The following is a 26,754-nucleotide window of genomic DNA, read 5'->3' as shown; positions in this document are numbered from 1 at the left end:
AACGCAGATGTGTTTCGTTCAGTATGCGGATAACGCGTCTCAAGCTCCCGCAGGTTTGGCGCAGGCTTGGAGAAGCCCTGGGTCCTACGCGCCGGTCCCCACCTTGGACAGCAGAGCTGCCAGCGCCGCCCGGACGCCGGTGGTCAGCGTGGGCTCGATCGCCGGCGCAAAGAACGGCGAGTGGTTGCCCGGCACCTGGCCGTCGCCGTCGAGCAGTTCCTGCGGGTGCCCACCGAAGAACCAGTAGACGCTCGGGACGCCGATCGCCGCAGCCAGGAGACCGAAGTCCTCGCTGCCCATCACCGGCGGCGCCTCGATGACGGCGTCCTCACCGAGCACCCCGCCCAGCACGGTGATGAGGTCCTCGGTGGAGGAGGGGTCGTTGTAGCACTGGGGGAAGCTCGTGATCTCCTCGATGACCGGCTCCGGCGCGCCCGACGCCGCGGCCTCCGCACTGATGATGCGCCGCAGCGAAGCGAGCACGCGCTCGCGCACATCGACGTCGAACGTGCGGACATTGAGGGTGAACTCGGCCGACGCCGGAATGATGTTCTCCTTCAGCCCGCCGTGGAAGGTGCCGATCGTGACGACGGCGGACTTCATCGGATGCACCTCGCGGGAGACGACGGTCTGGAGCCGCACGACCATGTGCGCGCCGAGCACGATCGGGTCGATCGACTGCTCGGGCTGCGATCCGTGCGCCTGTTTCCCGAGCACCGTGACCTTCCACGAGTCGGCCATGGCCATCGCCGTGCCCTTGGTGATGTTCACGGTGCCGGCGAGGCCCGGCCAGACGTGCTGCCCGTAGACGATGTCCGGCCGCGGTGCCTTGTCCCAGAGTCCGTCCTCGACCATGGCCTCTGCACCCTCGCCGATCTCCTCGCCGGGCTGGAAGACGAACACCACAGTGCCGGACCAGGCGTCGCAGTTCTCCATCAGGAGCTGGGCGGTGGTGAGTGCCACGGTCACGTGGGTGTCGTGGCCACATCCGTGCATCACGGGGACCTCCGTGCCGTCGGCGAGGGCGCCCGTCGTCGTGCTCGCGTAGTCCAGTCCGGTGTCCTCCTGGATGGGCAACCCGTCCGTGTCGGCGCGGAAGGCGACCACCGGCCCGTCGCCGTTGCGCAGGACCCCGACGACGCCGGTCCCGCCGCACATGAACGCATCCAGCCCGAGGTGCCCCAGCCGCTCGAGGATGAACGCGGCCGTGTGCGTCTCCTGCATGGACAGCTCGGGGTGGGCGTGCAGGTGCCGGTACAGCTCGTGCATGGCAGTGGTGTGCGCGTCGGTGAGCTCGAAGACGGCGTTGTCGATGGTCATGGTGTCCTTCCGGAGGGTTCGATATCGGAGCTTAGTCGACGAGGGCCTGCACATCGGTGGGCGTCGTCGAGCGCGGGAACCCTACGCGGTGACGGTCGTACGACGGCGCGGTCGATGCCCGATGATGCCGGGAGCGGTGGAGCGGAATTTATCCCTGCCCGCCCGGGTTGAGTAGGGTACATGCATATGCATGAAGAAGAAGGAGCGTCACCATGAAGATCACCGTCGTCAGCGCGGGCCTCGGGGTCCCGTCCTCCAGTCGGATGCTCGCCGACCAGCTCTCGCACGCGGTTCGTGAGGAATTGACCACCCGCGGGAAGTCGGTGGCCGTCACTACTGTCGAGGTGCGCGACTACGCCGTCGACATCGCCAACAACCTCGTCACCGGTTTCGCTCCGCCGTCCCTGGCCTCGATGCTGCGGGAGATCACGGAAGCCGACGCACTGGTGGTGGTGACCCCGGTCTTCTCCGGGTCCTACAGTGGACTGCTCAAGTCGCTCTTCGACGTCATCGATAACACCGCGTTGCGGCGGATGCCCGTCATCCTCGGAGCGACAGGAGGAAGCGCCCGCCACTCGCTCATGCTCGACCACGCGATGCGTCCGCTCTTCTCCTACCTGCGGGCGCGTGTGGTTCCCACCGCGGTGTATGCGTCTCCGCAGGACTGGGGTGCGGGCGACGACGACGAGCCGGCCCTGGACGAGAGGGTTCGCCGGGCTGCGCGAGAACTGGCTGAGATGACCGGGGCATCCTCAACACCCCGATCGCCCGAAGAGCCTCTCGCTTCACTGCCGTTCGAAGACCTCCTGGCCAACATCACGAAACCGGCCGGACAGCGCACGCAAGCACCGGAGCACTCCTCGAACCGCTGACCATCCCGCCCTCCGGCGTCGACCACAGGCTCCCCGAGCCGGCCCAGCAACAAGCATCCAACCCACAGGAAGTAACCATGGAAATCGGCGTTTTCACCGTCAGTGACATCACGCGGAACCCTCTCACCAGCGAGATCCCCACCGAAAACCAACGCATCAAAGCAGCCGTCGCCATCGCCAAGAAGGCCGAAGAGATCGGGATGGATGTCTACGCCACCGGCGAGCACCACAACCCACCCTTCTACGCCAGCTCCCCCACGACGATCCTCGGATACATCGCCGCCCAGACCGAGCGGATCACCCTCTCGACCTCCACCACGCTGATCACCACCAACGACCCGGTGAAGATCGCCGAGGACTTCGCCACCCTGCAGCACCTCGCCGACGGTCGGGTCGACCTGATCCTCGGACGCGGCAACACCGGGCCGGTGTACCCGTGGTTCGGGAAGAACCAGCAGGACAGTGTCGAGCTGACCATCGAGAACTACCACCTGCTGCGCCAGCTCTGGGACAACGACGTCGTGAACTGGGAAGGGAAGTTCCGTACTCCGCTACGCAACTTCACCTCCACCCCGCGCCCGCTCGACGGCGTCGCCCCTTTCGTGTGGCACGGCGCCATCCGCACCCCGCAGATCGCCGAGATCGCCGCCTACTTCGGTGATGGTTTCTTCGCGAACAACATCTTCTGGCCCAAGGAGCACTACCAGCAGCTCATCGGTCTCTACCGCGAACGCTACGCCCACTACGGCCACGGAGCGGCGGACCAGGCGATCGTCGGCCTGGGTGGACAGTTCTTTATGGCGAAGAAGTCACAGGATGCCGTCAAGGAGTTCCGACCGTTCTTCGACAATGCACCCGTGTATGGCCACGGACCGTCGATGGAGGACTTCATGGCGCAGACGCCGCTGACAGTCGGCAGCCCGCAGGAGGTCATCGAGAAGACGCTGTCCTTCCAGGAGTTCTTCGGCGACTACCAGCGCCAACTGTTCCTGATCGATCACGCGGGCCTGCCACTGAAGACCGTGCTGAACCAGCTGGACCTCTTCGGCGAACTGGTCCTGCCCGAGCTGCGCGCTGAGTTCGCGAAACGCCGCCCGACTCACGTTCCTGACAGGCCGGTCCACACCACCCGCAAGGCCAACCCGGTCCCGGCTCCGGCCTGAGTTCCCGTCGTAGGGCCCCTCGGGGTCCGAAGGGCTGACGGACGAGAAGGAGGCGCCGGTCGACCGACCGGCGCCTCCTTCTCTTGCACCCCGCCTCGAGCCTTCGCGGGCTATTCATCTCGGGGCTTCGCTGACTCCACCCGCCAGTGGCCCGGCGTCGACAGCGTGGAACCGACACCAACGCTGCCCGACGAGGAGACCTCCCGTGAAAGCAATCGTCCGCGCCATTCCCCTTCTCCTGTCCGCAGTCCTCGTGACCGGCGCCGCGAAGCCCGCCGTCGAGGACTTCCCCGCCACGGTCGACGGCGGTGCCTGGCCCGCCGGCCATGTGCAGGGCATCGCCGTCGACACGGAGAACGAGGTGGTCTACTACTCCTTCACCTCGATGCTCGTGAAGACCGACCTCGACGGCACCGTGCTCGGCACCGTCACCGGTTTCACCGGGCACCTCGGCGACCTCGACTTCAATGAGAAGGACGGTCGCGTCTACGGGTCGCTGGAGTACAAGGAGGCCGAGTCCTTCTACATCGCCATCTTCGACGTGGACCGGATCACCGGGCTGGACATGGACGCGGAGACGGACGGCATCGTCACCGCCGTCTACCTCGACGAGGTGGTGCAGGACTTCACCGCGGACATGGACGGTGACGGCGTGTTCGACGGCAACATCGCCGATACCCCGGACCACCGCTACGGCAGCAGCGGGATCGACGGCGTCTCCTTCGGCCCCGCATTCGGCCGCAAGAACGGCAGGCAGCTCCTCACGGTGGCCTACGGCGTCTACTCGAACACCGAGCGCCCCGACAACGACCACCAGGTGCTGCTGCAGTACGACGTCGCCGGCTGGAAGAAATACGAGCGGCCCCTCACGCAGACAGCCCCGCACACCAGTGGCCCCGTCACCACCGACGGCAAGTACTTCGTCCGTACCGGCAACACCACCTACGGCGTGCAGAACCTGAACTACGACGCCTTCACCCACACCTGGCTCCTCGGCGTCTACAAGGGCGTGAAGGAACAGTTCCCCAACTACTCGCTCTTCGCCGTCGACGGCGCCTCCCGCCCCACGCGCGGCGTCCTCGAGGGCCAGCCCACCTACGAGGAAGGCCTGCTCCTGCCCCTCCTCCAGCAGGGCCTCCACCACGAGCCCACGGGCATCCGTGGCTGGAACTTCACCGCAGACGTCGGCATGGAGTCGCTTGGCAACGGCTACTTCTACATCGCCACGCAGGGCCGCGTCGTCGAGGACGGCATCACCCGGCAGACTGCGGTGCTCGACCTCTACCGCTGGACCGGAGCGGCAAAGTCGCCCTTCGAGCTCGTTCGAAGGTAGGCGGCGACGGGTCCCGACCCGCACCCACTGGACGCCCGAAGAGGAGCTTTCCGAGGACGAACTCGCCGACGACCGAGCTGTGACGGTTCCAGACACACGCCCGCCCGGATGATCCCTGTGCTATACCTTTTCCTGTCATCCGCTCCGGCGATGTCAGTCGCCGGAAGCATCTCGTATCGTGCAAGGGGGCAACCATGAAGAAGAGCACCGCGACGATCACCCTGGGTGCGGCAGCGGCATTCACCGCGCTGTCAGCAGCGCCGGCCCATGCCTTCCCGTACTCGAGCTGCGACGAGGCCGCCGCAGCCGCCGTCTACAACATCCCGGTCGGCTCACCGGCCTACAGTACGGCCCTCGATGTCGACGGCGACGGCGTCGCCTGCGAGAGCGACCTCTACGTCTACCGCCCCGAGTTCGTCCCGGGCGGCACCACGGAGATCCGCGGGGCGGAACCCCAGGTCGGGCAGGTGCCCGTCGGCGGTGCCGATACCGGCGTCGCGCAGGAGCCGGCGGACAATTCACCGTCCCTGGCACTCGGTGCAGGCCTCGTCTTCGCGGCAGTCGCCGGCAGCACGTTCGTCGTCCGTCGTCGCGAGGCCCGGGCCTGACCCACCTCCCCGACCGGACCGCATGACATTGATGGCGGGTTCAGCACGCGATCGCCGCAGAAGTGCTCTGGCTTCTGCGGCGATCGCCGCTACGCTGCTCACCGGTTGTGCCGGACAGCCGTCAGCAGACCGCCCCACGCCCCACCCCGTATGGTCCGAGAGCGCGGCACCGACCGCCACACCCGGCGCCCACCAGGAACAGGCAGCGACGTCGGAGCCTCCGGTCCTGCCGGCATCACGACCGGAGACCCTCACCATCCCGTCGACCGGGACGACGACGGAGTTGCTGTCGCTCGGGCTGCAGCCCGACCGCACCCTCGAGGTTCCTCCGGGAGACCCCGGCGCGCCTGCCGGCTGGTACAACCTGTCCCCCACACCCGGTGAGCGCGGTCCGGCCGTGCTCCTGGGACACGTCAATGCGACCGACGGCGGACCGGGGGTCTTCGCGCAGCTTCGGGACATGGGGCCAGGCGACACCATCGCTGTCACGCGCGCGGACGGCACGACGGCGACCTTCGAGTTCCAGCGCGGTGAGCAATACGCCAAGGACGCCTTCCCGACGCAGGAGGTGTACGGCAACACCGAAGGTGCCGAACTCCGCCTCATCACCTGTGACGGCTTCGACCCCGAGACGGGTCGGTTCGACGACAACTACGTCGTCTACGCGACACTCGTCGCCGGATAGGCGGGACGTCATGGACCGCAGCGGATGGCGCCAGGCGGCGTCGAGGAAGATCTGTACCGCCGGACCCGGGCACCGTCGACCGCGGAAGCACTCAGGGTGTCAGTCGAGGGTGAAGTGCGTCCAGCGGCCTCCGAGCATGGTTGCCGCAACATCGAACGACCGCAGTTGATCGCCGGTGGCGACGAGCGGATCCGTGTCCGTCACGACGAGGTCGGCAACGGACCCCACCCGGAGCGTCGTCCGCCCGTCGGTCGACGCCGCAAGAGCGACCGACGCCAGCACGCGTTGCTCGGCGTGCCAGGGTTCCCGACCGTCCCGTGCACGGGAGATGGCGGCGGCCATCGAGACCCATGGGTCGAGTGACGCGACCGGCGCATCCGAACCGAGGGTGATCGTCACGCCCGCGGCCACCAGGCTCGCGAAGGCGAAGGCCCGGTGCGTCCGCCCTGGCCAATAGCGATCAGCGACATCACGGTCGTCCATCGCATGTTCCGGCTGGACACTGGCGACGACGCCGAGACGTGCGAACCGCTCGAAATCGGCCTCGTGGACGAGTTGGGCGTGCTCGATACTTCCACCACAACCCACCTCCTCGAACGCATCGAGTGCGAGAGTGTTCGCCGCGTCGCCGATCGCATGGACCGCCGGGACGAGGCCGGCCGACGACGCGCGGCGGAGGTACCCGACGAGCTGGTCCGGATCGATCGTCAGGATGCCCTGCCCCTCGTGGGCGCCCTCGAGTCCGGGGTACGGATCGTGGCAGTACGCCGTGCGGGTGTTCAACGACCCGTCCGTGATGATCTTGAACGGACCCATCGTCACCAGGCCGTCGGTGCCCTCGATGACGTCCCCTGTGCGCAGGCCCCGTGCGATGACGGCCTCGAGATCGTGCGGGTACACGCCGGCGCGGACCCTCAGGCCGCGCGAACCGCCGGCGATACGTCGCGCCCACCGGTCGATGGAAAGGGTCATCTCGAGGTCGACGATACCGACGACACCCCGGGCGGCCGCGGCGTCGACCGCTTCTGCCACCCATCCGTCGAGCTGCTCCTCGGGTACCGCACTGACCCGCACGTTGACGTCGAACGCGGCCTGTTCACGCAGCAGCCCGGTCGGGTGGCCTGCGTGCCCGTGGTGGACGAGGGTGCTCGTGTTGAGCCACGCCGCGTGCAGATCCTTGCTGACGAGGACGACGGGCACATCGGCGCTGACCGAGTCGAGCAGTTCCCGCGTCGGGGCGTCCGGCCACAGTCCGTCCTGAAAGCCGTAGCCGATGAGCGGCTGACCCGCCTGCGGCGGCTTCGCCTGCAGGCGCTCGGCGACGAGGGATGCCGCACCGGCGGCGGAGGTGGCCGAGGACAGGTCGAGACGCTGGCGCGTGAGGGCCCACTGGTCCATGTGGACGTGGGAGTCCCAGAGCCCCGGTGCCACCCATCGCCCACCCAGATCGAGCTGCCGGGTTTCTCCGGCGTCGAGATCTGCACCGACCGCCGTGACGATCCCGTCCTCCACGAGGACGTCGAGTGGCTGACCCGATCCCCCGACGAGCCGCGCGGAGCGCAGCAGGACATCACCCATCTCGCCCGTCATGCGTCGTGCACCCGCCGCATCTCCCGGGCGAGGGCGGGATTCGCGTAGTGCGCGCCGTGCTCGAGCTCGTCCACGATCCGGTCGACCACTGCGGGAGCCTTGTTCTGGCTGAGCTTGAGCCGCGCGTCGAAGCGGGTGACCCGCAGGCGGATCCCCACCGTCCCCCGGGCGACGCGGCGTGATCCTTCGACGTCCAGGGCCAGGGAGCTCGGCGCCGGCATGGCGTGTTCGAAGTGATCCACCAGCTTCCCGAGCACCCGGAAGTTCTCCTCGTCGGACAGGATCTCCGGCCTGCCGTACAGGTGCGCGGTGACGTGGTTCCACGTCGGGATGATCTGGTCCTCGGGGTACCAGCCGGGCGAGATGTAGCCGTGCGGCCCCTGCACGATCAGCAGCACCTCGTGGTCACCGAGTTCGTGCAGCTGCTCGTCGGGGCGGCCGACGTGGCTGACGATGCTGATGCTGTCGTCGGACGTCTCTTCGAGCACCACCGGATAGTGGGATGCCACGAGTCCACCGGCCGGTGAGGACACGAGCGTCGCCCACGGATTCTCGCGGACGAGTCTCTTGACCTCGCCGACGTCGGACAGGACGAAATGGGGCGTGTGGCGCATGCCAGCCACTCTGTCACACCCCACTGGCTCGATGAGAGGAACGTCCGCGCGGAGCTCTGGAGCATGTGAGGCTTCAGCAGATACGACGACGGCGGGGCACCCACCTGCGTGACTGCCCTGCCTGCGCCTGGTCGATACCGGCCAGGAAGGCCGGTCCCTGCGGACCGGCCTTCCTGATCATGCACTGCTGCCCGGCGGGTAACGTCAGCCGATGGCGTCGCGCAGGTCCTTCGCGGCCTGGCCGGGATCGTCAGCGCTGTAGATGCCACCACCGACCACGGCGACGTCGGCACCCGATGCCTGAACGTCCTTGAGGGTGGCGAGCTTCACGCCGCCGGCGACCGAGAAGGCGACACCGGACTCCTTGCCGGCGGTGAGCAGGGCATTCAGGTCGTAGCCCTCCTGCGCCTGCTCATCGAGGCCGGCGTGGAACTCGACGAACTCGGCGCCCAGGGCGGTGACCTCCTTGGCGCGCGCAGCCTTGTCGTCGACGCCGATGAGGTCGACGACGACGCCCTTGCCGTGGGCCTTCCCGGCCTTGATCGCTCCGGAGATGGTGGAATCGTCCGCGACGCCGAGCACGGTCACGAGATCCGCGCCGGCCTTGAAGGCGACGTCGGCTTCGAGCTCGCCGGCATCCATGGTTTTGAGGTCGGCGAAGACGATCTTGTCCGGGTGGGCTTCCTTGATGGCAGTCACGGCGGACAGGCCCGCGTTCTTGACCAGCGGAGTGCCCAGTTCGATGATGTCGACGTACTCAGCGACCTTCCCGGAGAGCTCGAGGGCGTCTTCGACGGTCAGTACGTCCATGGCGAGTTGCAGTTTCACGAGGTGTCCTTTGCTGGGTGGAATCGGTAAATGGGTGCGGCGCGCGCTATTCGAGATTCGCGTGTCGCGGCCACAGGTCTTCGGCGGGGGTGCCCTCGGTCTGCCAGAGGGTATGGAAGACGGCGTCGAGCACCAGGAGCAGGGACTGCTCGAAGAGGCTCCCCGAGTACTGGCGCGATGCCGTCCCGCGGTGGTCGGTCTTCTGGGCTGCGGGGATGACGACCACGCAGTCCGCGAGGTTCGCAAGCTTCGAGGCGCCATCAGTGGTCAGGGCCGCCACGCGCGCTCCGACATCGGCTGCCGTCCCGGCCGCGGCGACCGCGCCCGTCGTCGTGCCTGAACCGGACGCGACGAGGAGCAGGTCTCCGTCGCCGATGGCCGGCGTCGTCGTCTCACCCACAACGTGGACTGTCAGACCCAGATGCATGAGGCGCATGGCGTGCATGCGCAGGGCGAGCCCGCTGCGTCCTCCCCCGGTGACGAACACGCGTCCGGCCTGCTGGAGCTCCGTGACGAGTGCGGCGAGCTGGTCGTCCTGCAGGCCTTCCGCTGCACCGACCAGTTCCTGGTGGAGCAGGCGCAGGCTGACGGGCACCGAGGGGTCGTCGGGTGCTTCGGTCATCAGGGGCTCCTGCCGTTCGGGGTTGGTCCGGACTCCAGTCCATCACCCCCGGGACGCCCGTCAGGGCGTAAGCCCTACCCCACGGAACCTAGGTTGCGCAGGGCTAGCCGGATCCGTGAACCACGCCACACGCGTCAGGCGTGAGCCGGGGACGACGTCGTCGATCGAGCCAGGCGCGCGAGCGCGGCTTCGCTGCTGGAGCCCGGCGCCCCGTAGTAGGTGCAGACACTCTGGTCCGCCTCACCCGGGACGAGGAGCGTCTGGTAGTGCAGCACGAACTCGCCGGCCACCGGGTGGTTGAAGCGGATCTCGCCCTGGTCCTTCTCGTGGACGTTCTGGTCGTCCCAGAAGCGGGTGAAATCCGGGCAGCCCTCGCGGAGGTCGGTGATGAGCTCGGCGAGCCGCCGGTCGTCCGGGAAGCGTCCGACGTCGAGGTGGAGCATCGCGGTGGTCTGCTCGCTGACCTGCTCCCAGTCCTGGTAGAGCTCCCGGGCCTTCGGATCCAGCAGGATGAAGCGCGCGTAATTGCGATGGGTGGCCGGCAGCGCCTCGAAGTCCGTCATGAGCGCCCGTGCCAGGCGGTTGCTGGCGAGCACGTCCGTGCGACGGCCGAGGATGATCGCGGGAACCGACTCCATGACGGACAGCAGGTCGTACAGCCCGGGCCGTACGCGCTGCGGCTCGTACGTGGGCGCGTGGTGAGGCGTCGGGGTGCCGCAGAGGTTCAGGAGGTGGTTCCGTTCCACCGTGTCGAGCCGGAGGGCCTGGGCGATGGAGTCGATGATCTCGAGGGACACCGCGCCGCCGCGGCCCTGCTCGATGCGCATGTAGTAGTCGGGGCTCATGCCCGCGAGCCGCGCCACCTCCTCCCGGCGGAGACCGGGCACGCGGCGCACCCTACCGTCGAACGGCGCACCGAGGTCGGCGGGTGAAAGCCGTGCGCGTCGCGAGCGCAGGAATGCTGAGATCTCTGCCGCCCGGTCCATGGTTCCCATTCTGCCGTACCTGATCGCGCTCTACGGGGCGGCCCTCGGGTGGACGCCGGCGGGATCAAGTTCAGCCACTGCTGGCGTTCAGGAGTGGTCGACGTCCTTCACCCGCTTCGCGCACAGCACCTCCGTGTCGTGTGCGCTCCGTCAGCCTTCGCAGCCCACTCCGTCGCCGTCGCCGTCGAACTTCGCCTGGAAGCCGGGTGTGCCCGCGTAGATCGGTGCTGCTCCTGCAGCACGTACTGCTGCGCAGTTCGCGTAGGACGCCGCAGGAGCTACTGGCGCCACAGGAGCCGGTGCGACCGGAGCTGGTGCTGGTGCTGGTGCAACTGGAGCGGGAGCAACGACGGGCGGTGCGACCGGTTCCGGCACGACAGGAGCCGGAGCAGGCGGGGCAGGAGACGGCGGGGCAGGAGCGACAGGCACGACCGGCGCCGCCTCCTCGACTGGTTCAGCCGGCGCCGCGACGGAGGGTGCCATCTGGTTGGTCGGGGCGAGGATGCCGTCGCAGTCGGACAGGATGGTCGCCATGGCGTCGTGCTCGGCCTGCGTGACCCACAGCGCGTAGGTGGCCTTGACCGAGACCTGCCGCGCAACGTACTCACAGCGGTAACCCTTGTTCGGCGGCAACCAGGTTGCGGCGTCGCCGTCACCCTTCTGCTGGTTGGTCGGCCCGTCGGTGGACTGCAGGTTCAACGGATCATTGGCGAATGCGATGCGCTGATCGCGGGTCAACTGCTGGGCGCCCTTCTGCCACGCGTCGGACAGCGCGACGACATGATCGATCTGCACATCACTGCTCGTGGCCTGACCGCGCAGGAACGGGATGACCGTGCCGGTGTACGGGTCGTCGAGCACGCCCGACTGCACCTTGCAGGGCACAGAGTTGGCGTGGACGATCTCCGTCAGGTCGCGGTTCAGCATGTCGTTGCGGGTATCGCACCCGTTGCTGTCGACGTCCGCCCAGGCCTGCCCGAACTGCTCGCGGTCATACCCGGTCTTCGGCGCACGTCCCTTGATGGGCAGCGTCTCCAGCACGGCGAGCGCCGTGGTGTCGAAGGCCGGCTGGTCCGACGGCACGCGGGGCGTGCCCTCCACCTCGGTGGGGGTCTCGGAGTCGAGCGGCGCGACGTCCGACGGCGTGGGACTCGGGGTCGGCGTCAGCGTCGGTGTCGGTATCGGCGTCGGCTTGGCCGACTCCGTGGTCTGCTCGGTGGTCTGCTCGGCGACCGCTGTCGGCACCGTGTCCGATGCCGGTGCGATCGCGCATCCGGCAAGCATGGCGACGACGGCGGCACCTACGGTGATCGCGCCGGCCCTGCGGCCTCCAAAGCGTGCCCATGACGGTCTGTTGGTCAGGACCGTGTAGAGACCCGTTAAGAGCGCGAACGTGGCGGCCATAATGAGCCCACCGCCGATACCGCTGGTGATGAGGCCGATAACGACCAAGAACAGGGCAAATCCGGCGACGATGGCCGTCGAGGTGCGTACGTTCGGTTTGATCGGCGATGACGTGTTTCGGCCAGGCGGGCCAAATGTTGAATTGATGAAGAGTTCCCAGTGTCGATGCAGTGTCATTGGCAGCGTACTCGCGCAGACCACCGGTCACCCAACCGGATGGGAATGCCACCAACTGTCCACCCTCGACACTATGCAAGCTCAGCGTTCGATCAGGTTTCGCGGAGCCGAATAAGCGCGTGAAGCTATTCGTGCTAAACCTGTGATGTCACGCGCGATGCTCATTCTTGGTCTCATGAAAGCCGCATCCGGTGACCCTCCGAGCTGGCGTGCAGATGAGTGGATCTCGTCGTCCTGGCCTGTTGGATCGCCCTCACACATATCTGCAGAAGAAGATCGATGAATCATGCTCGTCTCCGCCGGTCCGCACCGGCGACTCTCCTGACCGTCGCGGTTCTCACCTCGACACTCACCGCTTGCACCGGCTCCAATGCTTCTGGTGAGACGGCGGTCGACTTCCAGCCCGGCACTGTAGTGCGAGTGATCGACGGCGACACCCTTGTCATCAACTTCGATGGCGACGACCAGACCGTACGCTTGCTGAACGTGGACACACCGGAGACGAAGCATCCGGACAAGCCCGTCGAGTGTCTTGGCCCTGAGGCCACGCAAAAGCTCGAGTCGCTGACCCCGCCCGGAACGAAGGTCGCCTTGGACTTCGACGTCGAGCGGACCGACAGGTACGACCGCGTGCTGGCCGCCGTATTCATCGAGGACCAGACCCTGGTCAATGCCGAGCTGGCACGCGTGGGTCTCGGTGTTCCTGTGCTGATCGAGCCGAACAGGAAGTACTACGACGAGGTGCAGGCGGCATACAACGAGGCGACCGAACAGGCCGTCGGCCTGCTGGACGTCGCTGCAGGCTGCACCCTCCCGGCGGAAGTGACCGACGCCGTGAACGCCCTTACCGAGGTAACTGAGGCTCCAGTCGGCGAGACAGGAGCAGCTGTTGCTGCAACCGCCGCAGGTATCCTCGCCGCCCTCACGACGGCGAAGGCTGTCCGGGAAACGTTGAACGCGGGCAAGGACACTGTTCGCGTGCTCGCTGTCGGAACTGACCGTGCTGCGGCGATCACGCGCGACCTCGACGCTCGAATCAGCAAAGGTGAGCAGTCTTTGGCCGCAGCTGACACCAGGGCCGCCGCTCTCAAGCAAGCAGAGGAAGCAGCCCGAGTCGCCGCCGCTGAAGCAGAAGCAGCCAGGGTGGCAGAAGCTGCGCGGGTCGAGGCGGAACGGGTCCAGGCAGAAGCCGCTGAGGCCGCACGCGTCGAAGCCGAACGAATTCAAGCGGAAGCCGCGGAGGCAGCTCGCGTCGAGGCCGAACGACTTCAGGCAGAAGCCAATGCTCGGGCTGAAGCTAACAGACTGGCTGCCGAAGCGGCAGCCGCCGCGGAGCGGGAGCGAATCCGGAACCTCCCGCCTGCACCTGCGCCGTACGTTCCACCCGCTCAGCAAAATGTCCCTCCCGCTCCCCCTGCGGCCGGGAATCCCTACCCGGGCTACAACGGGCCCCGTTGCTATGCGCCGGGTGGGAGGACCTGGCGTCCCTGCTGAGTAGGGACAGTCATACCCACCGCCACGCCGCGCCCTTTTCGGAGTCCGAGCGCTAGCATCGTCGCGCAATCCGCAGTCCCAGCAAATAAGGAGTCTCAATGAGCAATGGCACCAACCCACTTCTTGACGATGCAACTTCGATGAGTGCGTATGAAAGGCAAGTGTGGGACACACTGAACGGGCATTGGCAGCGCCGCGATAACCGCCGTGGCCTGCCAAACTGGGCGAGCTCTGCGCTTAATCGCACCGGTGAGGAGGCAGGAAACGCGGTTAGCTTGGTTGCGGGCGCCCTACCGGAGGCTGTCACGCGGCAAGCTCAGCGCGCGGGTGAAGTTGTAGCCAGCAAGGCAGGGCGACCGGCGCTTGAAGCTGCAACAGCACTTCTCGAGTTGGTGAACGACTGGGCGACCGAGCTTAACGACCCGAGAACCGTAGAAAACCTTGCGCGTAAGCGCGGCGTTGATCTCGACACGTTCACTGCGTTGAGGCAGCAGGACCTAAAGGTCTGTGATCGGCTACTAACCCTCAATACGCTTCGATGGCGAACCGCAGGCGCGGTGGAGGGCGGCGCCATGGGCCTGCTAGCTCTTGTCCCGGTTGCTGGCATTCCCATTGCGATGACAGCGGACATGCTCGTCATCCAAGTTCTAAGCGTCTCCATCGCAACGCGTATTGCGTACTCCTACGGCTACGACGCCAAGGACCCGGAGGAGCAAGTTTTTATCCAGCGCCTCGTTCGACGATCTTTCATGACGCAGGCCGCGAAAGTCGAGCCGCTGCGTGACGTGGCACAGGCCGCAGCGGCCGTCAAGGGACGCGTCAATTGGTCGCCCAAGCTTCGGGCCGACCACCGCCTCCTGACAGCTCTTGAAAAGTTGATGCAGCAGTTGGGCCCGGCCGGTGCAAGAGTCCCACTGAAGAACGTTGCCAAGGTCGTTCCGTTCGTGGGTGTACTGATCGGTGCGGGTATGAATTCTGCAATTCTGGGCAATGTGGCCGCTGATGCTCAGCGGTACTGCCAAACGCGATTCCTCTGCGATAAGTACGGGCTGCCGCTGCCGGTTGCGCTGACGACTGATCCCGACCCCGATTACGAGACAGAAGCCGTGTAAGCAACTGCCGCAACGCTTGCATCGTAGAGAAGCGCTTTGGCAAAGCGGAATCAGCCGACGGCCCTCGCTCCTTCTATAGATGCCCGCATGCCGATCATGTCGAGGGACGTGCAATACACCCTCCCATAGCTGCGGCGAACGCTGATGTTCTGGTTGGATGCGGGGATTGAGCGGCAAATGGTCAGGGCGTCTCGTCCCGCGACGGCCCAGGCGGAGCAGGAACCGCGAAACAAAGCCGCGGGCCTCGACGCTCAAACCGCCGCCGACAGTCGCCTCACCTCACGCCGACCTAGCACGGTCATCACTACCGCCAGGGTGGTGGCGGCCGCCGTCATCGGCATCATCGCGGCATCCGAGGACTCCCCGCGCCATGCTTCACGGACGGACTTCTCAGCCGGATAACCGCCGCTCATGATCGCACCCAGAATGGCGAGGGTTCTGGCCGCGATGCGGCGTCTCCGACGGCTCAGCAGCCCCGCCGTCGCGATGCCCTGGAGAATCAGCATCACGCCAGGTGCGGACAGGTTGGTCCCCATACTCCACTGGTCGCGCTCGAGGTTCGCGGGGTCACCCTTGAGCCTCCACACGTCATAGCTTGTCCGGTCCCGCATCGCCTTCCGGAGACCGGCGACACCGAGTGCGAGCTGTACAGCCGAAGCGGCCAACAACGTCTTCATCAGTAGATCCCTTCCGTCTCCAGCGCTGAGACACCACCACGGCGACATGATAGAACTGCCCATTCCGCTCCTCAAGACCGTCGGAGTCGGACATCGCCGTGGCCATTGTGTGGAGTGGGGCCAGTTCCTATAATTTCTGTGCCGGAGGCGGATCCTGGTCTCGATCGATCACATCGGGGGCGATCCCATGACTGACTTCTTCACTATGAAGGCTGGCGAAAGCGCACCGCCCGTGCCCGCGGGGCCCATCCTCTGCACCGGGACGGCGAGCATGCGGCGCGTCCACCGCTTCTTCCTATGGGCGTACGAGGAGGCGCCCGGCCTGGTGCGGTCCGTCGAGCCGGGCGATACCGCCCGCGCCGCTTACATAGGAGAAGTGCTGGGCAACTTCGACAATGTGCTCCATGTCCATCACGAGGGCGAGGATCTCCTCATGTATCCGCGCCTGGCGGAAAGGGCACCCGTATGTGCGCTGCATGTCGAGCAGATGCTCGCACACCATCGGCAGGTAACGCAGCGGCTTGAAAGCATCGAGCCGGTTCGCCTGCGCTGGATGGAGACGGCGGACGCAGACATCGGAAAGGACCTCGCTGAACGTTATGAGGACCTCTCGATCCTCCTGCAGGTGCACCTGCGCCGGGAGGTCACGGAGGTGATGCCCGTCGTCGACAGGGTGATGACCGAGAAGGAGATGGACGCCGTCGGCCAGCACGGAATCGACCAGTTCGACAAGAAGTTCCTGGTCGGCTACCTCGGGATGGTGCTCGCAACGAATCCTCCGGGCGACAGGGAGGAACTCTTCAAGGAAATTCCCCTGCCGGTCCGCCTCGCCTACCGTCTGATCGGACGCAATCTGTACCGGAAGCAGTACGCGACGCTCTTCCCAGGACGCGCCATTCCCGACACGCTCTGAGTCGCTGTGGAAGGGGACGGCAGCGCCGGCGAGACGAGGGACGAAAGCCTCTGAACAGCAGCCTTGGACTCGGGTGAAGATCGAACCCCTACGCGGGCGCGCTGGCGCCGCCTTCGCATAGGACGAAGTCCTGGCGCCACCGCTTTCACCTCGAGGAGAGGATCGTGCGGAGGAAACAGTCCACGATCTTCCTGCACAGGACCGACGCCGGCCGGCAGTTGGGGCAGAGGCTCGCTGGGTTACGGGGTCTGGACGTGGTAGTGCTGGGGCTGCCCCGGGGCGGTGTTCCCGTTGCCTTCGAGGTGGCGAAAGCCCTTGACGCGCCCTTGGACGTGATCGTGGTGCGGAAGCTGGGGGTTCCATCCCAGCCGGAACTTGCCATGGGCGCCATCGGGGAGGACGGCGCCCGGGTCCTCGATGCGCATATCGTCTCGCTGGCCGAGGTCACGGAGGAGGACCTGCGAACGGTCGAGGAGAAGGAAGGCCAGCTCCTGGAGGGGCGCCGGACGCGGTACCGGCAGGGAAGGAGCCGGGCGGATATCCACGGGCGCATCGTCGTCATCGTGGACGACGGCATGGCCACCGGCGCCACCGCGCGGGTGGCATGTCAGGTGGCCAGGCAGCTCGGCGCGGCACGGGTGATCGTAGCCGTGCCTGTCGCGCCGGCCAGCGCTATGGCCTCGTTCAAGGAAGCGGACGAGATCGTGAGCCTGATCTCACCGCTGAAGTTCCAGGCCGTGGGCTGCTACTACCAGGATTTTTCATCCACCGAGGACGACGAGGTCGTGAAGCTGCTCGACGCCGCCCGCTCGCTGCATCGTTCCGACGACATGATTGTCCCTGCTCCCAGCAGTGGCAGCAGCAGACCGAACCCACCGGCTTCCAAGCCGGCCTGATGACAGGAGCAGACCCAGTGCTCCGGGGCTTGAGACTCTGCCGACAATGCCTATGGGCTCGGGCTCTAGAACGCCGGCAAAAATCGCAGTGGGCTACCACCGATTCAGCCTCCGGGCGTCAACCGCGGCCCCACACCGGTGACCGCATGCGCCCCGGACGGTGCCGTAATGGGATACCCGGCGGCGATCTGACGCTTGATCTGCTCGAGCTCGTCCTTGAGCGAATCGACAGTGGCAAAGTACTTCCTGAACTCAGCCTTCCGGCGTCGAGCATTGATGAAGCTGACAACCGCGGCGACGATGGCCACCGGGACCGCCACCAGCAAGGCCCACCCGGACGTAGCGAGGAAGTCCAGCGTGACAGGGAGGGCCTGCTGGAATGCCCGGAAATCGTTCACCCCGCCCACGACCCCTTCCATCGCGGAGTCGAGGGGCACCAAAAATTCCCCCACCAAGGGCGTATCGGAGAGCGACGGGGCGCTCAGCTGCTTCATTCCCTCGGGGGACCATCGCGTATCACTGAAGTGGTTCAGGACGTACATCCCGGCAGCGGCGTTCAGGGCTGCGAAGAGGAGAACGGCACCCAGCGCGATCCAGTGAAGACTGCGCCGAAACAGGACGCCGGCCACCAGCGCGACGACGGCGGGTACAACCCACGTGAAGATGCGAAGTACGTCAAGGCTCACGCCGCCCAGTAGATCCAAGGAATGCCCCCAAAGGAGATGAAATCGATGCTTGCTCCGGCACTCAGGCTATCTGTCCTCGCCAACCGGGGCGGGCAGCAGCACCGTGGACGCCAAGAAAAGGCGGGCCGGCCACCAAAAGGTGACCGGCCCGCCGTCGTACGCGGTGGTGTTAGAACACGCGGATAGGGATCTCCGCCGGGTCCATGAGCAGCGACTCGATCTCGTCATCGAGCTTCACCAGCGTGATGGATGCGCCCGCCATGTCCAGGGACGTGCAGTACTCCCCCACATAGCTGCGGCCCACGCTGATGCCCTGCTCCGCGAGACGCTTGTGCGCCTGCCCGTACAGCAGGTACAGCTCGCTGATCGGGGTGCCGCCGAGGCCGTTGACCATGAGGGCCACGCGGTCGCCGTCGCCGAACGGCAGGTCCTTCACCACCGGGCCGAGGAGCTCCTCGACGATCTCGTTGGCCGGCATCATCTTCGCCCGACGGCGTCCCGGCTCACCGTGGATGCCGACGCCCATCTCGATCTCGTCCTCACCGAGCTCGAACAGCGGGCTGCCTTTCGCCGGCGGAGTACACGCGGTCAGAGCGACGCCCATCGTCCGGGTCACCGAATTGACCTTCTCGCCGATGCGGATGACCTCGTCGAGGTCGGCCCCGCGCTCGGCGGCAGCGGCCACGGCCTTGATGACGAAGAAGTTGCCCGCCACACCGCGCCGGCCGATCGTGTAGGTCGAGTCCTCCACCGAGACGTCGTCATTGATGAAGAGCGTCTTCACCTCGATGCCCTCGGCGGAGGACATCTCCTGGGCCATCTCGAACACCATCTTGTCGCCCGTGTAATTGTTGACCAGCAGCAGCACGCCCTTGGGCGAGGCCATGAGCTTGGTCGTCTCGTACACGTAGTCGAAGGGAGGCGCGGCGAAGACGTCGCCCGGGCAGGCGGCGTCGAGCATGCCCTTGCCGACAATCATCACGTGCGCCGGCTCGTGTCCCGATCCGGAGCCCTGGACGATCGACACCTTGTTCTGGTCCGGGCCGTCGGCGCGCATGATCAGGTTGTACTCGGGCACGTACTTCAGGGTGTCCGGGTTGGCGAGCGCCAGGCCCTCGAGCATCTCCGGGACGAACTGCTGCGGGTCGTTGACGAACTTCTTCATGAGGGCTCCACGTCGTTGTGAGTAGGGATGAGTTGAAGGAGGAGAAGGGTCAGGGCCAGTCGGCCACGATGCGCTCGACGATGATCGCGACCGCCACCGCCCCGGCGTCGGGCGAACCGATGCTGCGTTCCCCGCTGTAGCTGGCGCGGCCGCGCTTGGCCTCGAGGGCCGACGTCGCATCGGCGCACTCGCGGATCTTCGCCGCGAAAGCAGTACGGCACTCCTCGGGCGATGCACCGGCCGCGAGCTGCCGCTCGAGCTCGTCGGTCGCCGGGATCAGCGCGTCCAGGAGGGTCTTGTCCCCGAGGTCGGCATTGCCGCGCTTCTTGATGCCGTCGGTGGCCCCGCGCAGCATGGCGACGACGGCGGCACCGTCGATCGTATCCACCGCCTTCGCTGCGGCTGAGGCCCGCAGGAACGCTGTCCCCCACAGCGGACCGGAGGTCCCGCCGATCCTGCTGGAGATGGCGAGCGCGATCTGTTGCAGGAAGGTGGCGACGTCATCGCGCTTGAAGGAGTCCCAGTCCGCGAGGACCTTCTCGAAGCCGCGGGCGAGGGAGTAGCCGAGGTCGCCGTCGCCGACCACAGCGTCGAGGTCGCCGAACTCCTTCTCCTTGTCGACGGCGGTCTGCGCCAGGGAGTGGACTGCGTATTCGACGTCGGCGAGGTCGGTGGCGCTCATGGGGTCTCCGTTTCACGGGTCGCGGTAGGGGCGGGTGCGGACAGCAGCGTCTGCAGGGTCGCGAGGGTGACGACGCCGGGAACGTCCGTCCCGTGCGGGTTCTCGAGGACCTCCGCCTGTTCGCCGTCGGGGTCTCCGAGGGAACTGACCACGAGGGACGCGCCGGTGAAGTCCTCCTCGCAGGTGAAGCCGCTGACGGTCACCACGGTCCGGAGCCCGGCTCCGACGGCGGCGCGCAGCCCGTTGCCGCTGTCCTCGACGACGATCGCGTCATCGGCGGACAGTCCGAGTTCCGACAGGGCCAGCAGGTAGATGTCCGGGGCGGGTTTCTTCGCGGGCACCACGTCCCCGGCGAACACGGAGAAGTCCGCCGCGAGCGACTCCCCGACGGCGTGCGTCAGGACGGCGCGCACTGCGGGTTCCGCGGAGGTGGACGCGACGGCGAGTGTCCAACCGGCGTCGTGCGCTTCCTGCACGATGCGTGCGATGCCCGGACGTGCCGGCATGACCCCGCTTTCCACGAGCCCTTTGTAGACCTCGGTCTTCCGCTTGTGCCAGGAGAGGATCGCGGCGTTGACGGCGTCGTCGTCCTGCAGGCCGAGCGAGGCGGTTAGCGAGGGCGTGAGGATGCTCCGCATGCGCTCCTTGCCGCCGCCTATCTTGACCTTCTCGGCGTACTCCTCGACGCTCCACTGCACGGGCACGTCGAAGTCGGTGAAGGTCTGGTTGAACGCGGGGAGGTGGCCGTACTGTTCGGTGTCGGCGAGCACGCCGTCACAGTCGAAGATCAGGGCCGGCATGGTCAGCGGCCGCCCTTGCCCGCGCTGCCGAACTGGCCGCAGAGGTCCGTGACCATCGCGACGATGTCGGCCCGCGTGTGCTTGAACAGCGACGGCGGATCCCACTTGCTGTTCTGTTCGGCCTGCTTGAGGAACGCCAGGCTGGACTGCATGTACGTCTCCTTGAGGGCCGTGGAGATATTGACCTTCGCGCAGCCGCGGGCGATGAGGTCGGCGAACTGCTCGGCGCTGAGGCCGCTGCCGCCGTGCAGTGCGATGGGGACGTTCCGTGCCTCGACGATCTGCGTGACGCGTTCGACGTCGAGCACCGGTGCGGCCTTGTAGCTGCCGTGGGCGTTGCCGATCGAGGGGGCGAACACGTCGATCCCGGTGGCGTCGATGAACGCGAGCGCCACCTCGAGGCTCTGCTGCTTGGACACCTCGTCGGACCCGTGGTCGTCCTCGACGCCGGTGATGGCCTCGATCTCGCCCTCCACCTGGGCGCCGTAGCTGCGGGCCTCTTTGACGACGTCGACGGTCTGGCGCTGGTTCTCCTCGACCGGGAGGTTGGAGGCGTCGAAGAGCACCGAGTTCCAGCCGGCCTTCAGGCACTCGGTGACCACGTCGCGGTTCGGGCAGTGGTCCAGGTGCAGGGTGACGGGCACCTCGATACCGCGCGTCATCGACTGCCACATGTCGAACAGCACGCGGGAGCCGATACTGCGCACGGTCTTCACGGAGGTCTGCAGGATCACCGGGGAGTTGGCCTCCACGGCGCCGGCGAGCACGCCCTCCATGGTCAGGTCGTTGAAGATGTTTATGGCGGGCACCCCGTAGCGTGCCTCAAATGCCGGGTCGACGATGTCCTTCAGCGGTACAACGGCCATGGTGATTCCTCCTGGTCAGGCTGACCCCCACGCTAGGTGGGTGAGGCCGCGCTGGGTATGGGGGTTCTCCCGCCCTCCCTCTGGGGGTAATCACCACCTCGTCAGCGGCAGATGCGCGTGGTTGAGTGGGTCGCGGCCAGCCGGCCAGCCACTTCGACGACGAAGGACACCCCATGCCCCAGGGATCAGTGCTCGAGACCATCACCGCCGAGGAAGCCCGCCGTGTCATCGACGCCGCCGCGGCGAAGGCCACGGAGATCGGCCAGCCGATGGACATCGCCGTCGTGGACGCCGGCGGAAATCTGAAGGCGCATGTGCGGATGGATGGTGCGAACATCGGCAGCATCACCATCTCGATCAACAAGGCCTACACGTCCATCGCGTTCCAGTGCGAGACCGGCGACCTGCAGGGTGTCACCCGGCAGGATGGCCCCATCTACGGGCTGAGCGACGCCCACGGCGGCCGCCTGGCGGTGTTCCCGGGCGGCATCCCGTTGGTGCGCGACGGCAGCATCATAGGAGCCATCGGCGTCTCCACCGGCACCATCGAGGAGGACCAGGAGGTCGCCACAGCGGGCGCCGCCGCCTACTGATACGCCTACCGGGAAGGCACGACGACGACGGCGGCTACGTGCCGGACTCGGCGATCCGCTTGATGGCGGCGAGCGTCTTCGGGATGCCGTCGAGCGCCTGCCGGGTCCGATCGAGAATCTGCGCGGGCGCATCATCGCCGAACTTTTCTTCGAACAGGGCGATGCCACCCGGCAGGAAATCCCACGATTCGGTCAGAGTGGTTCCGGTGCCGGCCGGCGTCAGCGTATAGCCCCAACGCACCCTGTCGCCGCCGACCACCCAGGCAAACTTAGCGCCTCGCTCCGCGGCCATGACCTGCGACCGGGTCTCCCAGGTGCGGTGCGGAAGCTCATTGCGCCCTGTGAACCAGGAACCTACCTGACCGGCAGCGGCGTTGTCGTCCCACCAGCACCGCGTGCACACCGGACTCCACGCGCCGGTGCGGGTGATGTCTGAGACGAGCTCATAAACGGTCTCGGCTGACGCCTGGACGATGACGGACTCCTGATGGTGGCGAATCTCTGTCTCACTCATGCGCCCATTCTCACAGAAGAATCCCCTCGTCCTGCAGGGATCGGCTGCAGCAATGTGTGCCCGCATAGACTGGATTCCCGCGCCGGCTACGAAAGGCCCCTCCATGTTGAACACCGAACGAACCGGCACCGGAAAGCCACTCGTGCTCGTACATGGGCTGGGCTCGAGCGTCCGCACCTGGGACCCCGTTCTCCCTCTGCTGCAGGAACAGCGCGAGGTCATCGCTATCGACCTCCCCGGGTTCGGCAGCAGCAAGCCGCTCGCGGGCGAGGTGACCGTCGCGACCCTCACGGACGCCGTCGAGCAGTTCCTCGAGCAGGAGAACCTGCGCAACGCGGATATCGTCGGAAGCTCGATGGGTGCGCGGATCGTGGTCGAGCTGGCGCGGCGGGGTCACGCCGGCAACGTCGTCGCCCTCGATCCCGGAGGATTTTGGAACGACACCCAGGTGCGCATCTTCAACGGCAGCATCACCGCGTCCATCGCGCTGGTACGGCGCCTCCAGCCCATCCTGCCGTCACTCGTCCAGCAGGCCGCAGGCCGGACGGCGCTGCTCGCACAGTTCTCCGCGGCCCCCTGGAAGCTCGACCCGGACCTCGTCCTGACGGAGCTCCGCGGATTCGCCACCTCGCCCAGTCTCGACGAAGCGCGTAAGTCCCTCGCCCACGGGCCGCGCCAGGCAGGCGCGCCGAAGGGGACGATCAAGGGCACGCTGGCGTTCGGCTGGGGCCAATCGGACAGGGTCACCCCCCTCAGTGAGGCCGCCGTCGCCATGTCTCTCTATCCGGACGCCACCCTGCACGTCTTCGAGGACTGCGGGCACTTCCCGCACTGGGACCAGCCGCAGGAGACAGCCCGGTTCATCCTCGACGCCACTGCCGGTGGGTCGTCGTAACCATCCTCCGAGCCGCACACCTGGTAAGCGTGCTGGTAGCGCCTCAGTACGAAGGCTGAGGACGGGCGCGGGTGCCTACCTGGAGTTCGCGATCGCCTGACCCTGGTGCTGCAGGCCCACCAGCATGGTGCGGTTGCGTGCCCCGGTCTTCCGAAGCATGGCGCTCACGTGCTTCTCGACGGTCTTCACCGAAATGGCGAGCCGCGTGGCGATCTGCTTGTCCGCCAGCCCCTTGGCCAGGAGGTCTCGCACCTCGAGTTCGCGGGCCGTCAGCGATATCGCCTCGCCGGCGTCCGTCCCGCGATTCTCCGTGAGGCGCGTAAACATGGCCCCGTCCAGCAAGGCATCGCCGCGGGCGGCGGCGACGATGACGCGCGCTACCTCCGCGGGCGTCGACGACAACGAGAGGAAGCCCCGCACGCCCGACGACGCCGCGGCCGCGAGCAGTTCGTCCGCGAAATGGTCGACGACGGCGACCACCGGCCGCTCGACGGTGTCCGTTTCCGTCGCCCGGGCTTCGGCATACCGAGAAAGCAGGTGCTCGTCGAGGACGATCATGTCCGGCTGCAGGAGAGACACCGACTCCGTGAGGTCATCGAGCGTCCCGAATTCGCCGAGGACCTGCACTGACGGCTCGGACGTCTCGAGCAGCCGGACGAGTCCGGCGCGGAGCAGGGGCTGGGTGCAGGCGACGAGGACCTTCCACCGCTCCCGAGAGCTGTCCCCGTTCGAGGAGTACGGCACCTGCGCCCGGATGCTCGTCCCCCAGCCCAGCGTCGACTCCACGTGGAGTTCGCCCCGCAGGTAGTGGGCCCGGGCTGCCATGCCGTGCAGACCGAGCCTGCTGCCCTTCAGATCCGTGCTCTCCCGGCCCTCGAACCCACGGCCGTTGTCCTCGACGACGGCCGTGATGCCGGCGGTGTCGTAGAAGATGCCCACCCGGCACGCGCTGGCGCAGGCATGCACCACCGCGTTGGCCACGGCCTCCTGGATGATCATGAAGAGCTGGTGGGCGACGACGGGCGCCAGTTCGTGGAGATCGCCGGTCACGAGGAGCGTCACGTCCATCGGGTCGTCCGCGGTGACCCGGTCGAGTTCCTGGCGGACCGCTTCCTCGAGCGAGCGGTCGGCCAGGCTGGAGGGACCGAGTCCCAGCACTGTGCGGCGGGTCTCGAAGAGCGCCTCGTGGGCGAGCACCCGGGCGGAGTCGATGTGCTGGGTCGAGGGCGATCCGCCGGCGGTCGCCTTGTCCGCGCGGTCGAGGTGCAGGAGGAGCGAGCCGAGGGACCGGCCGATGGTCTCGTGGACTTCCTGCACGGCACGCTCGCGTTCGCTCGCGACGGCGGCCTCACGTTCCTTCGCTGAAGCGGCTTGGTGGAGCCGGGAGTTCATGATGGCGATGGCGGCGTGGTTGGCGAAGAGTTCCACGAGGGATGCGTCGGCAGGGCTGAAAACTCGTCCGGGACCGTCGCTGAAGATGGCGAACGTACCGATGATCGTGCCGGCCCAGGTGATGGGAACACCGATGACGGCGCTCCCCCACCGAGGGTCCGCTGAGTCGATGTGACCCTTCGACACGGACGCGTAGCGATCGAGGATGATGGTGCCTCGCGTCTTGACGATTTGCCCGGTCAGGCCCTCGGTCAACGGGAAGGTTTGGCCTTCGCGGCACCCGACGCCCTGGTCCACTTCCTTGCGGTAGTAGCCCTCGGCCTCGTGAACGATCGAGATGGAGCCGCTGTCGCAACCGAGGAGGGCGGCGGCGTGCCCGAGGACGCGTTCGAGGAGCGGCACCAGCTCGAACTGGCCGGCGAGGTCCCCGGCGAGTTCGGTGATGCGGTCGAGCTGGGAGGGCGGCGGGTTCTGCTCGTTCTGAGTGATGCTGGGCGTGGGAAGCTGCTGCATGTACGGCACCTGTCTCCTGCAACCGGGCGCGACGCTGCGCACGGGGTTTCAGGATAGCGGGCCGTGCCCCAGCTTCAGCCGCCCTACACAACGCGTGCGAGGCTCGCGGCCCGTTGTTATGCCCCAACAGGGCATGAGTTCGACATTCCGTGAATAGATGTCAGCTTCGCGAGGTGTGAGCGTTCTATTTATCGGCATGATGCCAGCTGCAGCACTGCCGCGCCTCCCCGTGCCAGCCTCACCAACTGGAAGACTGGGCGGAACAGACAGGGTCAACGAAAACGTAGCTCAGAGCCGTGAAGCTAGAGGGCACGTTAACCACTGCACGATGGTACCGACACCGAACTGTTAACAACCCAAGGGAGCAATGGATTGACTAACTACTGGTGGGCAAATCAATCCGACAACTTCGACCGAGTGAAAGGAACTTTGTGGACTAACTTTGTCAACAAAGGCGGAGCTCGGCGGCCCGGCGCCGCAGCCTTGGGCAACACAAGGCCGGGCGACGTGGTGTTCCACTGCGATAAGCAGCTCATCAAGACTGTCAGCATCATCGTCAGTGATCCCGTCATCGCATATCGTCCACCTGCCTACCAAACCAGGCAAAGCGGGAGCGACACCGACGAGGGGTGGCTCGTACAGGTCAAACCGCTTGTCACCGACTTGAGGATAGATCGGCGTGAAGACCTGTCATCCATCGAGTTGGGTGGCACGGGCCCACTCAACAAGCTTGGAGGGCTGAAGCGAGGCGTGTACTTGTCTCTGATACCAGAAGGCAGCGCTGAAAAGCTTCTCGCGCTATCTGGCGTTAAGGCCGCAAAGATCCCAGAGACTGCTTCCAGAGAGTACGCAGAGCCGTTTTCAGGTGCGGATCTATCGGAAACGGACAGGCTCGTTCTGACGAAGCGGAGAGTGGAACAGCAGTACCTACGATCCATCCTGCTCGAGAAATCAGAGCCGCGATGCTCGATGTGCCACCGCGAAATGCTGGAGCGTCTGCTGGTCGCTGGGCATATAAAGCCGCGATGGGCGTGTAGCGAAGAGGAACGCAAAGATTTTTCCTCAGTGGCGATGCTGATCTGTTCGCTGGGCTGCGACAGTCTGTATGAACGGGGACTAATCTCTATCGGTTCCAACGGCAACGTTGTCCGTTCGTCCCAGTCCGTGACACCCGACGTCGATCAATTGCTGGACGCACTTGCTGGCAATGAGTGCCTCCCTCATAACGGCTCGACAGCTAACTTCTTCCGATGGCATCGCGAAAACACCTTCGTCGGCTAAGTCCATTCTGCGACCTGCTTCGGCTAGGGAAGCTGCTGTAGCGTGAGCTTGAGCATGGTGAGCTCCACTGACG

Annotated in this window: 27 protein-coding genes; 12 read left to right on the top strand and 15 right to left on the bottom strand. The window is 66.4% G+C overall.

What is annotated here, in order from left to right:
- Positions 1-84 precede the first annotated feature (84 nt).
- A complete protein-coding gene (locus tag ACX80N_RS09705) occupies positions 85-1,320 on the bottom strand; it encodes an amidohydrolase (protein WP_459339215.1) in 1,236 nt (411 codons plus the stop codon).
- A 212-nt stretch (positions 1,321-1,532) separates the two neighbouring features.
- On the opposite strand from ACX80N_RS09705, the gene ACX80N_RS09700 reads away from it, so the two are divergent.
- The 5 genes from ACX80N_RS09700 to ACX80N_RS09680 all read left to right on the top strand — a co-directional run bounded on the left by ACX80N_RS09700 (position 1,533) and on the right by ACX80N_RS09680 (position 5,981).
- On the top strand, positions 1,533-2,192 hold the full coding sequence (locus ACX80N_RS09700) for an FMN reductase (RefSeq protein ID WP_459339214.1): 660 nt from the start codon (positions 1,533-1,535) through the stop codon (positions 2,190-2,192).
- A 77-nt stretch (positions 2,193-2,269) separates the two neighbouring features.
- Positions 2,270-3,355: a CE1758 family FMN-dependent luciferase-like monooxygenase gene (locus tag ACX80N_RS09695; RefSeq protein ID WP_459339213.1), complete on the top strand. Its 1,086-nt coding sequence runs from the start codon at positions 2,270-2,272 to the stop codon at positions 3,353-3,355.
- A gap of 205 nt (positions 3,356-3,560) precedes the next feature.
- Complete coding sequence (locus ACX80N_RS09690) at positions 3,561-4,688, top strand: hypothetical protein (RefSeq protein ID WP_459339212.1); 1,128 nt, start codon at positions 3,561-3,563, stop codon at positions 4,686-4,688.
- A 194-nt stretch (positions 4,689-4,882) separates the two neighbouring features.
- Positions 4,883-5,296, top strand: coding sequence for an excalibur calcium-binding domain-containing protein (locus tag ACX80N_RS09685; protein WP_459339211.1), 414 nt, complete (start codon positions 4,883-4,885; stop codon positions 5,294-5,296).
- 31 nt (positions 5,297-5,327) lie between these two features.
- Positions 5,328-5,981: a class F sortase gene (locus ACX80N_RS09680; protein WP_459339210.1), complete on the top strand. Its 654-nt coding sequence runs from the start codon at positions 5,328-5,330 to the stop codon at positions 5,979-5,981.
- Positions 5,982-6,080: 99 nt separating this feature from the next.
- On the opposite strand, the gene ACX80N_RS09675 is transcribed toward ACX80N_RS09680, so the two are convergent.
- From ACX80N_RS09675 to ACX80N_RS09650, 6 genes are all read right to left on the bottom strand, one after another.
- Positions 6,081-7,571 carry an amidohydrolase gene (locus tag ACX80N_RS09675; protein ID WP_459339209.1) on the bottom strand — a complete coding sequence of 497 codons (1,491 nt, stop codon included), beginning with the start codon at positions 7,569-7,571 and terminating at the stop codon, positions 6,081-6,083.
- The gene (locus tag ACX80N_RS09670) at positions 7,568-8,185 is read right to left on the bottom strand and encodes an FMN-binding negative transcriptional regulator (protein WP_459339208.1); all 618 of its coding nucleotides are present in this window, start codon (positions 8,183-8,185) and stop codon (positions 7,568-7,570) included. Before ACX80N_RS09670 ends, ACX80N_RS09675 begins: the two co-directional genes overlap by 4 nt.
- A 204-nt stretch (positions 8,186-8,389) precedes the next feature.
- Positions 8,390-9,013, bottom strand: a complete 624-nt coding sequence (hxlA, locus tag ACX80N_RS09665; protein ID WP_459339207.1) for a 3-hexulose-6-phosphate synthase — start codon at positions 9,011-9,013, stop codon at positions 8,390-8,392.
- A gap of 46 nt (positions 9,014-9,059) precedes the next feature.
- Entirely contained in the window at positions 9,060-9,635 is a 576-nt protein-coding gene (gene hxlB, locus ACX80N_RS09660) for a 6-phospho-3-hexuloisomerase (RefSeq protein ID WP_459339206.1), read from the bottom strand.
- 134 nt (positions 9,636-9,769) lie between these two features.
- Entirely contained in the window at positions 9,770-10,621 is an 852-nt protein-coding gene (locus ACX80N_RS09655) for a helix-turn-helix transcriptional regulator (RefSeq protein WP_459339205.1), read from the bottom strand.
- Between the two features lie 150 nt (positions 10,622-10,771).
- Complete coding sequence (locus tag ACX80N_RS09650) at positions 10,772-12,073, bottom strand: GmrSD restriction endonuclease domain-containing protein (RefSeq protein WP_459339204.1); 1,302 nt, start codon at positions 12,071-12,073, stop codon at positions 10,772-10,774.
- Positions 12,074-12,421: 348 nt separating this feature from the next.
- On the opposite strand from ACX80N_RS09650, the gene ACX80N_RS09645 reads away from it, so the two are divergent.
- Both ACX80N_RS09645 and ACX80N_RS09640 read left to right on the top strand, forming a co-directional pair.
- Positions 12,422-13,696, top strand: a complete 1,275-nt coding sequence (locus ACX80N_RS09645) for a thermonuclease family protein (protein ID WP_459339203.1) — start codon at positions 12,422-12,424, stop codon at positions 13,694-13,696.
- Positions 13,697-13,794: 98 nt separating this feature from the next.
- Positions 13,795-14,808, top strand: a complete 1,014-nt coding sequence (locus ACX80N_RS09640) for an EcsC family protein (protein WP_459339202.1) — start codon at positions 13,795-13,797, stop codon at positions 14,806-14,808.
- A gap of 251 nt (positions 14,809-15,059) precedes the next feature.
- Here ACX80N_RS09640 and ACX80N_RS09635 read toward each other — a convergent pair whose 3' ends face one another.
- Entirely contained in the window at positions 15,060-15,485 is a 426-nt protein-coding gene (locus ACX80N_RS09635) for a hypothetical protein (protein ID WP_459339201.1), read from the bottom strand.
- A 187-nt stretch (positions 15,486-15,672) separates the two neighbouring features.
- Here ACX80N_RS09635 and ACX80N_RS09630 point away from each other — a divergent pair, with 187 nt between their 5' ends.
- Together ACX80N_RS09630 and ACX80N_RS09625 are read left to right on the top strand one after the other, a co-directional pair.
- Complete coding sequence (locus ACX80N_RS09630) at positions 15,673-16,398, top strand: hemerythrin domain-containing protein (protein ID WP_459339200.1); 726 nt, start codon at positions 15,673-15,675, stop codon at positions 16,396-16,398.
- A gap of 164 nt (positions 16,399-16,562) precedes the next feature.
- Positions 16,563-17,294 carry a phosphoribosyltransferase gene (locus ACX80N_RS09625; protein ID WP_459339199.1) on the top strand — a complete coding sequence of 244 codons (732 nt, stop codon included), beginning with the start codon at positions 16,563-16,565 and terminating at the stop codon, positions 17,292-17,294.
- Positions 17,295-17,398: 104 nt separating this feature from the next.
- Here ACX80N_RS09625 and ACX80N_RS09620 read toward each other — a convergent pair whose 3' ends face one another.
- The 5 genes from ACX80N_RS09620 to ACX80N_RS09600 all read right to left on the bottom strand — a co-directional run bounded on the left by ACX80N_RS09620 (position 17,399) and on the right by ACX80N_RS09600 (position 21,493).
- Positions 17,399-17,980 carry a hypothetical protein gene (locus tag ACX80N_RS09620; protein ID WP_459339198.1) on the bottom strand — a complete coding sequence of 194 codons (582 nt, stop codon included), beginning with the start codon at positions 17,978-17,980 and terminating at the stop codon, positions 17,399-17,401.
- 169 nt (positions 17,981-18,149) lie between these two features.
- On the bottom strand, positions 18,150-19,145 hold the full coding sequence (gene dhaK / locus ACX80N_RS09615; protein ID WP_459339197.1) for a dihydroxyacetone kinase subunit DhaK: 996 nt from the start codon (positions 19,143-19,145) through the stop codon (positions 18,150-18,152).
- A gap of 49 nt (positions 19,146-19,194) precedes the next feature.
- Positions 19,195-19,827 carry a dihydroxyacetone kinase subunit DhaL gene (gene dhaL / locus ACX80N_RS09610; protein WP_459339196.1) on the bottom strand — a complete coding sequence of 211 codons (633 nt, stop codon included), beginning with the start codon at positions 19,825-19,827 and terminating at the stop codon, positions 19,195-19,197.
- On the bottom strand, positions 19,824-20,627 hold the full coding sequence (locus ACX80N_RS09605) for an HAD-IA family hydrolase (RefSeq protein WP_459339195.1): 804 nt from the start codon (positions 20,625-20,627) through the stop codon (positions 19,824-19,826). Before ACX80N_RS09605 ends, dhaL begins: the two co-directional genes overlap by 4 nt.
- A gap of 2 nt (positions 20,628-20,629) precedes the next feature.
- A complete protein-coding gene (locus ACX80N_RS09600) occupies positions 20,630-21,493 on the bottom strand; it encodes a class II fructose-bisphosphate aldolase (protein WP_459339194.1) in 864 nt (287 codons plus the stop codon).
- A 173-nt stretch (positions 21,494-21,666) separates the two neighbouring features.
- Between ACX80N_RS09600 and ACX80N_RS09595 the strand changes: the two genes are divergently transcribed.
- Entirely contained in the window at positions 21,667-22,086 is a 420-nt protein-coding gene (locus tag ACX80N_RS09595) for a GlcG/HbpS family heme-binding protein (protein WP_459339193.1), read from the top strand.
- Between the two features lie 34 nt (positions 22,087-22,120).
- On the opposite strand, the gene ACX80N_RS09590 is transcribed toward ACX80N_RS09595, so the two are convergent.
- The gene (locus ACX80N_RS09590; RefSeq protein ID WP_459339192.1) at positions 22,121-22,600 is read right to left on the bottom strand and encodes an SRPBCC family protein; all 480 of its coding nucleotides are present in this window, start codon (positions 22,598-22,600) and stop codon (positions 22,121-22,123) included.
- 103 nt (positions 22,601-22,703) lie between these two features.
- Between ACX80N_RS09590 and ACX80N_RS09585 the strand changes: the two genes are divergently transcribed.
- Positions 22,704-23,495 (top strand): alpha/beta fold hydrolase, encoded by a 792-nt coding sequence (locus ACX80N_RS09585; RefSeq protein ID WP_459339191.1) that lies wholly within the window; start codon positions 22,704-22,706, stop codon positions 23,493-23,495.
- A gap of 75 nt (positions 23,496-23,570) precedes the next feature.
- Here the strand turns inward: ACX80N_RS09585 and ACX80N_RS09580 are convergent, their stop codons facing one another.
- A complete protein-coding gene (locus ACX80N_RS09580) occupies positions 23,571-25,400 on the bottom strand; it encodes a GAF domain-containing protein (RefSeq protein ID WP_459339190.1) in 1,830 nt (609 codons plus the stop codon).
- 372 nt (positions 25,401-25,772) lie between these two features.
- Here ACX80N_RS09580 and ACX80N_RS09575 point away from each other — a divergent pair, with 372 nt between their 5' ends.
- On the top strand, positions 25,773-26,681 hold the full coding sequence (locus tag ACX80N_RS09575) for a hypothetical protein (protein ID WP_459339189.1): 909 nt from the start codon (positions 25,773-25,775) through the stop codon (positions 26,679-26,681).
- Positions 26,682-26,754: the final 73 nt, after the last annotated feature.

The organism is Arthrobacter sp. MDT2-16 (genome assembly GCF_054510925.1).
The sequence above is the reverse complement of the archived record's forward strand: the minus strand, read 5'-3'. Positions and strand labels throughout refer to the sequence as shown.

What these genes read in the sequence shown, in the direction of transcription:
- ACX80N_RS09705 (WP_459339215.1), bottom strand. Translation starts at nt 1,320, where the DNA reads ATGACCATCGACAACGCCGTCTTCGAGCTCACCGACGCGCACACCACT.
- ACX80N_RS09700 (WP_459339214.1), top strand. Translation starts at nt 1,533, where the DNA reads ATGAAGATCACCGTCGTCAGCGCGGGCCTCGGGGTCCCGTCCTCCAGT.
- ACX80N_RS09695 (WP_459339213.1), top strand. Translation starts at nt 2,270, where the DNA reads ATGGAAATCGGCGTTTTCACCGTCAGTGACATCACGCGGAACCCTCTC.
- ACX80N_RS09685 (WP_459339211.1), top strand. Translation starts at nt 4,883, where the DNA reads ATGAAGAAGAGCACCGCGACGATCACCCTGGGTGCGGCAGCGGCATTC.
- ACX80N_RS09680 (WP_459339210.1), top strand. Translation starts at nt 5,328, where the DNA reads ATGGCGGGTTCAGCACGCGATCGCCGCAGAAGTGCTCTGGCTTCTGCG.
- ACX80N_RS09675 (WP_459339209.1), bottom strand. Translation starts at nt 7,571, where the DNA reads ATGACGGGCGAGATGGGTGATGTCCTGCTGCGCTCCGCGCGGCTCGTC.
- ACX80N_RS09670 (WP_459339208.1), bottom strand. Translation starts at nt 8,185, where the DNA reads ATGCGCCACACGCCCCATTTCGTCCTGTCCGACGTCGGCGAGGTCAAG.
- hxlB (WP_459339206.1), bottom strand. Translation starts at nt 9,635, where the DNA reads ATGACCGAAGCACCCGACGACCCCTCGGTGCCCGTCAGCCTGCGCCTG.
- ACX80N_RS09655 (WP_459339205.1), bottom strand. Translation starts at nt 10,621, where the DNA reads ATGGACCGGGCGGCAGAGATCTCAGCATTCCTGCGCTCGCGACGCGCA.
- ACX80N_RS09640 (WP_459339202.1), top strand. Translation starts at nt 13,795, where the DNA reads ATGAGCAATGGCACCAACCCACTTCTTGACGATGCAACTTCGATGAGT.
- ACX80N_RS09635 (WP_459339201.1), bottom strand. Translation starts at nt 15,485, where the DNA reads ATGAAGACGTTGTTGGCCGCTTCGGCTGTACAGCTCGCACTCGGTGTC.
- ACX80N_RS09630 (WP_459339200.1), top strand. Translation starts at nt 15,673, where the DNA reads ATGACTGACTTCTTCACTATGAAGGCTGGCGAAAGCGCACCGCCCGTG.
- dhaK (WP_459339197.1), bottom strand. Translation starts at nt 19,145, where the DNA reads ATGAAGAAGTTCGTCAACGACCCGCAGCAGTTCGTCCCGGAGATGCTC.
- dhaL (WP_459339196.1), bottom strand. Translation starts at nt 19,827, where the DNA reads ATGAGCGCCACCGACCTCGCCGACGTCGAATACGCAGTCCACTCCCTG.
- ACX80N_RS09605 (WP_459339195.1), bottom strand. Translation starts at nt 20,627, where the DNA reads ATGCCGGCCCTGATCTTCGACTGTGACGGCGTGCTCGCCGACACCGAA.
- ACX80N_RS09600 (WP_459339194.1), bottom strand. Translation starts at nt 21,493, where the DNA reads ATGGCCGTTGTACCGCTGAAGGACATCGTCGACCCGGCATTTGAGGCA.
- ACX80N_RS09595 (WP_459339193.1), top strand. Translation starts at nt 21,667, where the DNA reads ATGCCCCAGGGATCAGTGCTCGAGACCATCACCGCCGAGGAAGCCCGC.
- ACX80N_RS09590 (WP_459339192.1), bottom strand. Translation starts at nt 22,600, where the DNA reads ATGAGTGAGACAGAGATTCGCCACCATCAGGAGTCCGTCATCGTCCAG.
- ACX80N_RS09585 (WP_459339191.1), top strand. Translation starts at nt 22,704, where the DNA reads ATGTTGAACACCGAACGAACCGGCACCGGAAAGCCACTCGTGCTCGTA.
- ACX80N_RS09580 (WP_459339190.1), bottom strand. Translation starts at nt 25,400, where the DNA reads ATGCAGCAGCTTCCCACGCCCAGCATCACTCAGAACGAGCAGAACCCG.